Below are 12,574 nucleotides of genomic sequence, written 5' to 3'. Positions count from 1 at the left end.
TATGATTTGTTCCATGATTAAGAGATTCAAGGAAAATATTAAGATTTTCAAAGAAGAGCAATAATAAGCGTCACCTTCTTATTCTACTTCTGTATCCTTTAGCTACATTGCAAACATCACGACCTGAGATTTAATGATTTACGTCCCGGATCTGTTTGTGCCGGAAAACGACCAAAAAGGATGCGGAGGCAGAGCGGGGCGTACGAACGTATTACCCCAAATAGGAGAGCCGTATATTCGTTTGCAATTTATACGCAATCTTGCCGTGTTTGCGCAATTATAACCAGCCAATCGATATCATCGTGCAAAAAAAGCTAAATTAGCGTTTAAATAACCATGCCCGATAATTTTTTCAATAAGCTATCAAACGTAATAACACTGACAGAAACTGATAAAGCGATTTTCAGACAGCATATTATTGTAAAGAAGTTACGGAAACGGCAATATCTTTTGCAGGAGGGGGAAGTTTGTAAATATGTTGCCTTTGTGAGTAAAGGCATGCTTCGCGCTTACCTGGTGGATTCAAAAAACAACGAACATATTATCCAATTTGCGCCGGAGGGTTGGTTTATTTCTGACTTATCCAGTTTTATAACTGAAGATCAATCCAATCTGAATATTGATGCACTGGAAGATTCAGAACTGATATTAATAAGTAAAGCCGCACATGTATATCTGGAGACGGCGGTTCCCGAATTTTTCAAATTTAATTACACGCAGTACCGTGGTGCCTATCTTTCGCTGCAAAAGAGGTTAACAGATATGTTCACGCTGTCAACCGAAGAAAAATACACCAAACTTTTAAGTATTTATCCGGATATTATGCAGCGTGTGCCTCAGCATATGATTGCTTCTTATCTCGGGTTAACACCGGAAACACTAAGCCGTGTGAGAAAAAAACTCTTTGTAAAAAAAGGCTGACCTTATGTAAATTCATTGATCTGAATCAACATAATTTATTGATTGATGTCAAGACATTGGCAGCAATTCCGTTCTATTTTTATCCCGAAGCTTTCAATGGTCAAATTAAGCATTGGAATGCAAAATTTGTCTGCCCTGAAGCATTCGTTAAACTAAATTAAAACCAATTATTACATGAAGAAATTATTATTATTTGCAGTTACGCTGCTTTTACAAACCTCATTATTTGCCCAAACGGCTACGTGGAAAAATGATAAAATGCATTCCAAACTTAAGTTTACCGTTGTCCATCATTTGCTTTCGGACGTAGATGGTTTGTTCAAAAATTTTGATGTGACCATAACTACGACGAAGCCAGATTTCAGCGATGCTGTTTTTGAACTTTCAGCAGAAGTGTCGTCAATCAATACGGAAGTTGAAATGCGTGATAATGATCTGAGAAGTGCTAACTTTTTTGATGCTGCGAAATACCCGGCTATCACTTTCAAAAGTTCATCAATAAAGGCAGACGGAACGAACAAGTATAAGCTTACCGGCAACCTGACCATGCATGGTGTTACAAAACCTGTAACGATGGATCTTTGGTACCGCGGAACAAAAGAGAACCCAAATAGCAAGAAAAACGATGCCGGTTTTAAATTACGGGGTACATTGAAGCGTTCAGACTTTAATATTGGTTCAGGCACTCCTACGGTACTTGTAAGCGACGAGGTTGAAATTGTAGCTGACGGCGAGTTCGCAAAAGCCAATTGATAACTCCGATTAACCAACTTTCATCGGCATTGAATAATTGATGCATACGAATCATTCAATCAAAGCCTGATTTGATTGAAATGATGTGTTTTTTGTTGTCATCAACAAAATATAAGTCTCTATGAAATCAAACCTGTCGTTCTTCTTAAACTATAATATAATGAAAAAACACATCATAGCCATTGCCATTGTTTTAATTACCCTTATCACCAACCAGGCTTTTGCACAGTTACCTGTAATCTCGCTTGCAAATCAAAAATCCTTGTTACAAAGCAACGACCCTAAGCTTGCCGCTAATAAAAAGCTCGTATACGATTGCTGGCGCGAAATGCTGGAAGCAGGTCATATTGAACTGGCAGATAAATATCTTGCCGAAAACTACATGCAGCATAATCCGAATGTTCCAACCGGAAGAAAAGGATTTGTTGAATTATTTTCAAAGTTTGCGAAACCTACGCCAATTGTGGATTCTATAAAAGCCCCGGTGGTTGCCATTGTTGCGGAAGGTGATCTGGTCGTGATAAGCTTTGCTGCGAAATTGCCCGACCCCGCAGACAGCACAAAAACCTACACCACTACCTGGTGTGACATGTTTCGGATTGAAAACGGAAAACTTGCAGAGCATTGGGATGGGGCGCAAAAAACAAAGAATTAATACAGCGTTGTTCTCCTGGTTCAAATCCCGGCGAATTCCAGGTGATTGAAATAAAGAAGATATTTATATCAGTTCATCATTTGAAATGATATGGACATTTGTCCAAAACCATTTAATACAAGGTTATGTGTATATCAAGCAGAAGAAAATTCTTAGGGCAGTTGTCGGTTATTACCGCTGCAATTACCCTCCCCAAATTTGCCAGTTCTTCAGTTCAGGCCGAAGATGGTTTCGTAATCGCCGAAGCCGCTGAGGGCAAGCTCAGGGGTATCAGAAAAGACGGGGTTTGTTTATTCAAGGGCGTTCCTTACGCCGGAAGCCTTTCTGGTGACAGGCGATTTAGAAGGCCTGCAAAACTGGAGCCGTGGCAGGGCGTCAGGGATGCATTGGCGTTCGGGCCACCCGCCATTCAGGGCGACACTTTCAATCCTTCCTCAAGGGAGGATTGCTTGTTTCTTAACATCTGGACACCGGCTAATGACGGCAAAAAGCGGCCGGTAATGGTCTATAACCATGGCGGCGGCTTTGCCAACGGCTCCGGCGCAGCACCCGGTCAGGATGGTACAAACCTGGCAAAATTCTTTGATGTAGTAGTTGTAGAAACAAACCACCGGTTAGGGCTGATGGCCTTTCTGTATCTGGAAGATATAGCAGGCCCGGAATATGCCGGTTCGGGTAATAATGGCCTTCTGGATATTGTGGACGGCTTAAAATGGGTAAAAAAGAATATTGCAGGTTTTGGAGGCGACCCTGATAATGTGATGATCTGGGGAGAATCAGGCGGCGGCGCAAAAACAAGCTGTTTATATGCGATGCCCGCGGCAGCGCCCTATTTTAATAAGGCCTCAATCGAAAGCGGTCCCGGGCTTAGGATGCTACCAAAAGAGGCGGCAATGGAGATGACAAAGCTGGTATTCAGGGAACTCAATATCGACCCAAAAGACTGGAAAAAAATACTTGATGTTCCAGTAAAGGACCTGATCGATGTTCAAAATAAAGTCCCCCGCTTGATGGCCAACAGCAACTACATACACAAACACGGTGTAGTAGGGTTCGTTCCTAATAATTTTGCGCCGGTAGTGGATGGTGTTGCACTACCCCATGACCCGTTTGACCCCTTTGCGCCGAAAATTTCAAAGGACAAGCCGCTCATGACGGGCTGGAATGAAGATGAATGGGCGTTTTTTGCGATGTATTCGCATGATACGGGTGCGCTCAAAAACGATTTTACATTTGAAGCATTACAGGCAAAATTTGAACCGGAATTCGGCGCTGATACGAAAAAAATAATTGAGACCTATAGGCGAACAAGGCCGAACGCGTCGGCAAGTGATATCTGGATGGCTGTTAAATCAATTAATATGATGGGACTTGGCACTATCGCCATAGCCGAAAGGAAAGCTGAGCAGCATGGCGCCCCTGTGTATCTATACAATTTTGGTTATAAATCTGAGGCGAAGGTCCCCGACACCGATTACCCATTTGGTACGCCGCATGCTATGGATATCACGTTCAAATTCAATAATGAAGTCCCCGGCGCAGCCCCCGGTTTTTTAAGCGGGAATAAGCCGGAGCGCTTTGTTGCATCACATCATATGGCAGAACTATGGACGACTTTTGCAAGGACCGGGAAGCCTGCTGCGAAGGACGTTCCTGAGTGGCCAGCCTACAATTTGACAGAAAGGCCTACCATGCGCATTGATGCTAACTGCGAGGTAATTAATGACAGGTACAAGGAAGAACTGGCGATGTGGCGGTCAATAGGCAGGATAGGTTATCACTCGCTTAATTCAAGGTAACGGGTATTCCCTGCGATGGTAGATATCACCATCGCAGACGATCTGTTTAAAATATCAAAGGAAGGGCTATAAAGAGTATGCCGCAAGGCTTCGTAAAAGGTTAGATCATCTGGTTTAACCGTTTTTTTGCTCATAAAATCGCATAGCTACTAAAGTTTTATGACTCACCCACGTGACCTATCCGCTTGCCTATTTCTAATAACTAACTTAATCGCAAATTAACGTTAACTAAATATTATTCAGTTTGTTATATTTTAAATTGGGCTTTAAGACACCTACTCTTCATTCTTAATGCTTTGGTGATCATTGATAATTTCATTATGAAAGATTTTTGGTTTGATCTCATTATCCGATCATCAGCTACGAGGCCCACAAACAACTATGCACTTATCAATCCCGGTAAAAAAGACTGTTTCCAAACCCCGAGACAGTCTTTTTTTTCGCTTTCTTCATTGTCGGACAATTAATAAACAGGCCGTAACGTGAATCCGTAAGTATATTCATCTTTCAACAACCGGTATGGATCATGTGTATACGCACCCCAACTGGTGTCTCCGCCGACCCCCATTTGCTGCAGGTCGATATGGATTTCAACAATATCTTTAACCGGGACCTCATTGGTATGTGCAGCTTTTTCCAGGTCAGGCTGTGTATAGTTATGGGCAGATATATTAACAAGGCTGTCAGCTTTCACAAGCAAGCCATTCCCCGACTTATTGACCCAACTTGCCCACCGGACATCGGATTTGTTGCCATTTTCCTGGGGAGAGATATAAGGAGTGTATTGATCCGTTACCATGCCCCTGTAAACATCGACAAATGCAGCAGTTTTTCTGTCCCAATAACTTTCAAATGGCCCACGACCATACCACGCCATTCGTTCATACTCCCCCTGCATGGTCATCCTCATTCCAAACCGGAGCAGCTCCGGAGCCTTTTCGTCTTTCTTTTTAAAAGATATAACAACGTGCACAGCCCCGTCTGATGTAACGGTGTAAACCGTACCAAAGGCTGCATCACCTGCTCTTAGCGCTGAATTGACCGTGATCTTTATTTCACCCCGGCTTAACTGCTTTGCGTCAAATGAAGTGATATTTCTTCCTGATTGCACATCTTTCCATATGGCAAGCCTCCCCGGTACTTTACTTCCAATATCATTACTTGTTGGTACCCGCCAGAAATCCGGGTACAGCCCATCCTGTAGCAGGTTATGCCCGCGGCTCATCATCGTTTGCAATGCTCCGGATTTTTCGTCAAATGTATAGCTGAAATCGCTGCCCGTAACGATGCATTTTGATTCTTCCCGAATAAATGCAATTGATCCGGTGCCCGTGGTGGGCGTTAGCGAAGCAGGGATAAAAAAGGGTAGTTTTAGCTGTTCGGCAGCAATAACATGCCCGGCTTTCAGTAAGCCTGCAGGCTTTTTAAGCGCTGCGTGAAATTCAATAAAATATTCTGTTGCCGGCTGAATAACCAGATCGCTCACCGGGATATTGATCTTTACACTGTCACCCGGCTGTAACCCGTGGGGTAGACTAACGGTGCCCGCGCGAACCAGATTTCCATTTCCTTTAATGGTCCAACTGATATTAAAATCGGATAAATCTGTAAAAAAGTAGCCATTTTTTATCCAAAATTGTCCTTTATCGAGGTCTGCTCCCTTAAACTTTATGTTCTGATAAACCTTTTTAACCTCGAATAAGGAAGGCTTTGGTTTACGGTCAGGGAATACGATCCCTTTGATCGAAAAAACGCCGTCACTGGGGGTGCCAGCCGGTGAAAGATCTCCTCCAAAACCATAAAAATGCTTGCCATCAGGTGCAATTTTAAGCATGCCCTGGTCAACCCATTCCCAAATAAAGCCACCCTGCAATTTTGGGTGGTTTTCGATCACATCCCAGTAATCCTGCAAATTACCCACGCTGTTATTCATGGCATGCGCATATTCGATCATGATTAACGGGCGCTTATCTTCCGATTTTGAATAATCGGTCAGGTCGCCCAAACTATGGTACATTGGCGCTACGATATCTGTGTACGGACCGGTCCATTCCTGTTCATACTGAACCATTCGGGTTGAGTCCTGTTTTTTTAACCATGCATAGGTTTTATGGAAATTCGGGCCGATGCCGGCTTCATTACCCAATGACCAGATAATAATGGCGGGGTGATTCTTATCACGTTCAAACATTCGCCGTGTACGGTCCAGGTGAGCCCGGTACCACGAGGGGGAATCGGCTGTAGGCGTCCTCATATTGTACCCATATCCCTGGTTTATATATTTACCCAGACCATGTGATTCTATATTTGCCTCATCAATGACATATAAGCCATAGACGTCGCACAGGTCATAGAAACGGGGATCATCCGGGTAATGGCTGCACCTTACCGAGTTGATATTATTTTCCTTCATCAGCCTTACATCCTTCAGCATACTTTCAAGATTAACTACATGCCCTGTAACCGGGTCATGTTCATGGCGGGTAACGCCTTTTATATAAACCGCTTTGCCATTTACCAAAAAACGGCTGTCTTTTATTTCAATTTTCCTGAAACCGACATGTTGCGACACAACCTGCTGCACCCTGCCGCCGGCGTCCTGCACCTGTATTAACAGATCATAAAGATTTGGCTTTTCCGCGCTCCATTTTAAAGGACTGTTGACTTGATGATTGAAAGCAAATGTCAATGCCGAATCCTTTCCGGCAGCCCAGCTTTTAACATCCGAAAACAGTATGGTCCTGTCCGCGGGGTTAATCAGCCTGATGCTGACCTGTCCGCCGGCATGTTTTGCCTCAAAATTTTTTAATGCTAGTTTTAAATTGAACAGGCCGTTTTGATAATCATCCGTTAAACCGGCATTAACCCGGTAATCCCAAACAGCGGTTTGGGGAATGGCATAAAGGTATACGTCCCGTTCGATGCCGCTGAAGCGCCACATATCCTGGTCCTCCAGCCAGCTGCCTGCGTTCCACCGGTACACTTCGACAGCTATATCATTTTGGCCAGGCTTCACATCAGCGGTGACGTCAAACTCCGCAGGGGTTTTACTGTCCTCGCTGTAACCTATCTTTTTACCATTTACCCAAACATAAAATGCTGAGTTAACGCCTTTGAAATGCAGAAAAACGCGCTGCCCCTTAAATTTCGGATCAAGAATAAATTTGCGTTTATAGGAACCTACAGGGTTGAATACCTCCGGTACGCCTGGAAATTTAGCGGTGAAAGGATAGGTAATATTGGTATAATAAGCTTCATCATAACCTTGCAACTGCCAGTCAGCAGGCACCGTGATCGTCTTCCATTTACTTGTCTCAAAATTTTTCTTAAAGAAATCCACCGGTCTTTCCGATGGGTTGCGGCTCCATTTAAACAGCCAGTTACCGCTTAATAACTGGTAACCTGATGCGGGGAGATCGGTGTATTTCAATGCTTCTTCAGGCGTTTTGTAACTCATGAAAGAAGCATGGGGCCGTTCGGCGTTTACCTGAAAAACCTTGTAATTTTTCCACTCCCCGTTACCCTGGGCAAAAGCTGGGTTTAAACAAATGATTGACAGTAATGTTAAGATGATAAAATTTAGCCTGTTCATAATTATTTTAATTAGCGCCATGGAGGTCAAGGAGAACCAGCTCACCCGGCGAGGCGAAGTACGTTTAAATGAGATTGCCGATAAGGGGTGTTTTTGGTATTTTTATAGGGGGGAATTCATTTTAATCTTCGCGGATCAGTGAAATAAAAATAAGAACGGGCATTGTTTTAAATCAGGTGTTCCTCTCCAAATCTTACCGGTTCTTCAATGCGGTAGTTCTTATTGAAAGCGGAACGGTGCTTTTTAAGGAACTCATAGGGTTTTATCCCGAACACCTTTACAAAGTGCTCCCGGAAATATTTAACATCGCTTATACCCACATTTATAGCGGCCTCGTTAACGTTACAGTTGGTATTAATGAGCAATTCGGCAGCTTTGCGGATACGGATGAACCTGATGAAACTGTTAACTGACTGCCCTGTAATCAGTTTTACTTTTTTAAACAGGCCTGAATAACTCATCCCCATTTCATCGGCAATGGTTTGAACATCAAAATCGTCCTCAATGATGTTATGTTCAATAATCGCCATACATTTATAAATGAAGTTTCTGTCTTCGTCAGATAAACGGCGTGGGCTGCTGTTGAGTGTAACCTCGTTGTAAAAATAATTTTTGAGTTCTGTTTTGCTGCGTAACACACCATGCACCCGGGCAATCAGCAGGTCTTTTTCAAAAGGCTTGCTGATAAAATCAACCGCGCCGACTTCAATACCTTCCAATTCCAGCGCAGGTGTGGCATCACCGGTGATTAATATCACCGGGATATGGCTTAATAATGAATCCTGTTTGATAATCCGACAAAGTGTTATACCGTCTAATCCGCCCATATTAATATCGCTGATAATAATATCTGGCAGATACCTTTTGATGTATCTTAAACCCTGATCGCCATTGCCAGCCTCATAAATTTTATAATCCTTTTTGAATATTTGGGCGATGTAATTCCGAAGGTCGGCATTATCGTCTATGATCAGTACCGATTGACGGTCTGATATCAGCAGTTCCAGCTTATTAAGCGGTGTTTTTTCGGCAAGTTCTTCCTCTGTCATGCCCAAATCAGTTTCAAACAGCTCATGTCGGTAGCTGTCGTCAAAAATCTTTTCTTCAAAAATTTCACGCTCACCAAAATGCGACTTACCTCTTTTTAGCTCTAAAATAAAGCTGGCGCCGCCACCGGAGTTATTATGATAAGCGACGGTTCCATGATGAAGCTCAATGAAGGTTTTTACTAAATAAAGCCCAATACCAAACCCCGTTTTTACTGATGTTTTATCTTTAACCTGGTAGTACTTTTCAAACAGCTTTTCACCTGCACCTGCTGCAATGCCGCAGCCGCTGTCAGACACTTCGAACCAGACTTTGTGTACGTCATGCTTCAGGCTAACTTCTATTTGGCCACCATCCGGCGTAAACTTGATTGCATTTGATATCAGGTTGAATAATACGATCTCAATCTTTTCGGCATCTGCGTACAGTCCTATATCTTCAGCGTCATAATTAAAGGTATAAACTATGTTTTTTGCCTTGGCCTGGGATATAAAACATTGATATACATCATGTGCCAGCAATGTTAAATTCAACTTGGCTACCTTTAAATCGTCGCAGTCACTTTCGGCTTTTCGAAACAGTAATAAATGGTCTACCAGGCTGAGCAAACGCCTGGCGTTGCGGTAAATAATATTCAGGTCGTTATTTTTGCTGCCGGCATTGGTATGCAGAATGTCCTTTATGGGGTTAATGATCAGCATCAGCGGTGTTTTAAACTCATGCGATATATTGGTAAAAAACGATAATTTTTTCTCGTTAAGCTCCCGCTCTTTTTCAGCCCTAATGTTGGTTATTTCAATTTCATGTTGCAACCTTGTCTGTTTTGCACGGTATATCCAAAACAGGTAAACCACTCCGGTTACTGCGCAGAGGTACAATAAATAAGCCGACCATGTACGATACCAGGGTGGCAAAACGGTAATATAAATTAGTCTTTGATTATTCGCCCAAACGCCATCGGTATTAGTAGATTTGATGCGAAGTATGTAATTCCCTTCATTGAGGCGCGAGTAATATGCTGTTCTGATTTTTCCAACCGTGTTCCATTCATGGTCCCATCCGTCCAGGAAATAAGCGTAATTGATCTTATCTGCGGAGGAATATTCTGGAGCAACATAGTCAACCGCAATTACAGCTTGATTATAATCGAGCGTTATTTTGGTCATATTCATAATATCGCGATTACCTTTGAATGTCGAATCTTCCTGAATAGATATATTATTGACCCTGAAGTCAGTGAGGTATACATGCGGTATACGGAAGCTGGTTTTTATACTATCGGGAAAAAATTTATTAAAACCTTTTAAGCCGCCAAATAACAGCTCGCCGGTGTGAAGCTTCAGCGCCGCATTGACTATGAATTCATTACTTTGTAGCCCGTCAGAAGCAAAAAAGTCGTTAAACTTTTTTGAAACAGAATTAAACTTACATAAACCGTTGAATGTGCTGAACCAAATTGATCCGAAATCGTCCTCGAGGATATTCAGAATCGTGTTTCCCGGAATCCCGTTGTTTTTAGTGAACCGTGTTATCCGGTAATTTTTGCGATTAAAAAGGACCAAACCTCCACCATCTGTTCCAATCCAAAAATTTCCCTCATGGTCTTCATACAATGCATGAATTGTTGTGTTGAAGGGTATATGAAGATGATTTTTTTTGAGGAGATCTATTTTTATAAGATCAGAATTTGCCATCCAAAGCGTACCTTTACGATCCTCGAATAACGCTGATATATCGTTTAAACTATTATCATAAAGCTCAAATTTATCTTTTTTTCGGTTGAACCTGAATAGTCCTCCTCCTCGCGTTGCGGCCGCCCAAAGATTGTTGTGCGAGTCTTCATATAATTTCCAAATACTTGGATCTTCAACATGTGTAGCGGAATTATAACAATGGTAATGCTTGAAATCATGCGTTTGCCTTCTATACAAATTTATGCCCCCCTTAAGTGTAGCTATCCATATATCTTTTTGGTAATCCTGCACAATACTTAGAACAAAATCACTGCTCAATGAATTCTGATCGGCTTCTTTGTGGGTGAAGTTTATGTGGGTATTTAAATGCGGGTTCCAATAACTTAATCCGCCACCGGCAGTTCCAATCCAGATATTGTCATTTATATCCTCACAAAATGACCGTGGAAAGTTATCTGCCGGGCTATTGCCGTTTTGCGGGTTGGCTATGGTTTTAAACCGGTGATCGTTGTTGCCAATAATGTTCACACCGCCGCTTTCTGTGGCAACCCATATCATGGCGTCAGGGTCCTCGTAAATGGCAGAGATATTTCCATTGCTCAACATACCTTTTGATTCTCCTGCTCCTATGATCGTAACTTTGCCCGAAATAGTGTTAACAATATTAACGCCTCCTCCATATGTGGCAATCCACAACTGGGTGTGCGGATCAGGGTAAATATGCATTACACTATGATTATTTAGCGTGTATACACCATTCATATTTTTGACTACATTTTGGCCAATATCATATTTAAAGAGTCCGCTTTCTGAACCCATCCACAGATTTTTGTTAGCTTGATCAGCAGCCATACAGGTGACCACCGTCAGTTGGGTATTAATAAATTTTACGCCATGAGTACTCGCATTGTATAGACCAAGACCAACATCCTTCACAAAAAGCCAAACGTGATTTGAATGATCAACGGTTAGCGTCTGTACTAAATATTTTTCGTTCTTTCCTAAACAGTCTATCTGTTCACAAATTGTGCTGCCGTTTTTACAAACTAAAAAACTTTCATCAGTTGCTATATAAACATTCCCATTACCATCTGATCCAAGTGTATTAATCTTCGAATTTACCTTTTGCAGTTTGCTATTGTAAAAAGGACGATAATATACCTGCGATATCCGGGCATTAGCGTAATCATATACCTCAAGTCCTTTATTTGTTCCTATCCAAATCCTGTTGCTGTGATCTTCGGCAATTGAGGTGACGTGATTGTGAATCAAAGAAGACGAGTCCCCCCATTTGTTTTCAAATATTTTGAAACCTGTGCCATCGTAACGGTTAAGGCCATTGAATGTGCCTATCCACATAAACCCATAATGGTCACGAAAAATGCAAGTGGCCGTGTTATTGGACAAACCCTGCTCAATACCTAAATATTTGACAGGGACATCATATGCGAAGCACTCATTTTTCCCAAAAAGCATTGCGCTTCCCAGCGAAAGAAATAGTAAAATCTTTGCGAAATTCACAGCGATAAAAAATTAGTTTGAAAATGGCGGCTAATTGATAATTCAAAATTAATTGTTTTTTTTACAATTAAAAATCAAACTGTAAATTATTGGCTTTAAGATGGTTCGTATTGTTTTAAAAGGGTCATTGGCATTTTTCGGTTATCAGCGATACGCCGGGTTTCTTTTTTGTAATCCGGATGACTCCTTGTTGTTTAGGCTCCGAAAAGCCGGTCGATTTCATGACACTCCTCGTTAAAATGCCCCAGGTCCTTAAACGTGACAAAATCTATAAAACATACCGTTTGGTGTGCGATAGATGTAAGGATCGCGAATGCCCTTTTGTTCTGGTATGGTGTTGTTTTTGATAACAAGTTGTCTGTTATTAACATTCGTGAAGCTGCGTGCATCTTTATTTAATGCATAATGGAGGTCATGATCTGCGTCTTTAAATAAACCATCAGGTATGCGGGTCATTTGTTGTTCTTCTGGGGCAGTCGTTTCCTTTTGGGCAGGAACTAATTCAGGGAAAAAACAATCAGCATGGATAAACCATATAGTTTGATAAGAGTCTTATTCATAATTGGTTAAGGCGTTGATTGCAATACTGGAC

Annotated in this window: 7 protein-coding genes; 4 read left to right on the top strand and 3 right to left on the bottom strand. The window is 42.0% G+C overall.

Annotated elements, in window-relative coordinates; all coding sequences use genetic code 11:
• Positions 1–336 precede the first annotated feature (336 nt).
• The 4 genes from AC1DPZ_RS03525 to AC1DPZ_RS03510 all read left to right on the top strand — a co-directional run bounded on the left by AC1DPZ_RS03525 (position 337) and on the right by AC1DPZ_RS03510 (position 4,128).
• A complete protein-coding gene (locus AC1DPZ_RS03525; RefSeq protein ID WP_477401290.1) occupies positions 337–921 on the top strand; it encodes a Crp/Fnr family transcriptional regulator in 585 nt (194 codons plus the stop codon).
• 174 nt (positions 922–1,095) lie between these two features.
• Entirely contained in the window at positions 1,096–1,674 is a 579-nt protein-coding gene (locus tag AC1DPZ_RS03520; protein WP_477401289.1) for a YceI family protein, read from the top strand.
• A 160-nt stretch (positions 1,675–1,834) separates the two neighbouring features.
• Positions 1,835–2,329 (top strand): nuclear transport factor 2 family protein, encoded by a 495-nt coding sequence (locus tag AC1DPZ_RS03515; protein WP_477401288.1) that lies wholly within the window; start codon positions 1,835–1,837, stop codon positions 2,327–2,329.
• 125 nt (positions 2,330–2,454) lie between these two features.
• On the top strand, positions 2,455–4,128 hold the full coding sequence (locus AC1DPZ_RS03510; RefSeq protein WP_477401287.1) for a carboxylesterase/lipase family protein: 1,674 nt from the start codon (positions 2,455–2,457) through the stop codon (positions 4,126–4,128).
• 463 nt (positions 4,129–4,591) lie between these two features.
• Here the strand turns inward: AC1DPZ_RS03510 and lacZ are convergent, their stop codons facing one another.
• The 3 genes from lacZ to AC1DPZ_RS03495 all read right to left on the bottom strand — a co-directional run bounded on the left by lacZ (position 4,592) and on the right by AC1DPZ_RS03495 (position 12,438).
• On the bottom strand, positions 4,592–7,720 hold the full coding sequence (gene lacZ, locus AC1DPZ_RS03505) for a beta-galactosidase, LacZ type (RefSeq protein WP_477401286.1): 3,129 nt from the start codon (positions 7,718–7,720) through the stop codon (positions 4,592–4,594).
• 167 nt (positions 7,721–7,887) lie between these two features.
• A complete protein-coding gene (locus AC1DPZ_RS03500; RefSeq protein WP_477401284.1) occupies positions 7,888–11,982 on the bottom strand; it encodes a hybrid sensor histidine kinase/response regulator transcription factor in 4,095 nt (1,364 codons plus the stop codon).
• Between the two features lie 252 nt (positions 11,983–12,234).
• Complete coding sequence (locus AC1DPZ_RS03495) at positions 12,235–12,438, bottom strand: hypothetical protein (RefSeq protein ID WP_477401283.1); 204 nt, start codon at positions 12,436–12,438, stop codon at positions 12,235–12,237.
• Positions 12,439–12,574: the final 136 nt, after the last annotated feature.

The organism is Mucilaginibacter sp. P4_G9 (assembly GCF_056400985.1).
The sequence above is the reverse complement of the archived record's forward strand: the minus strand, read 5'-3'. Positions and strand labels throughout refer to the sequence as shown.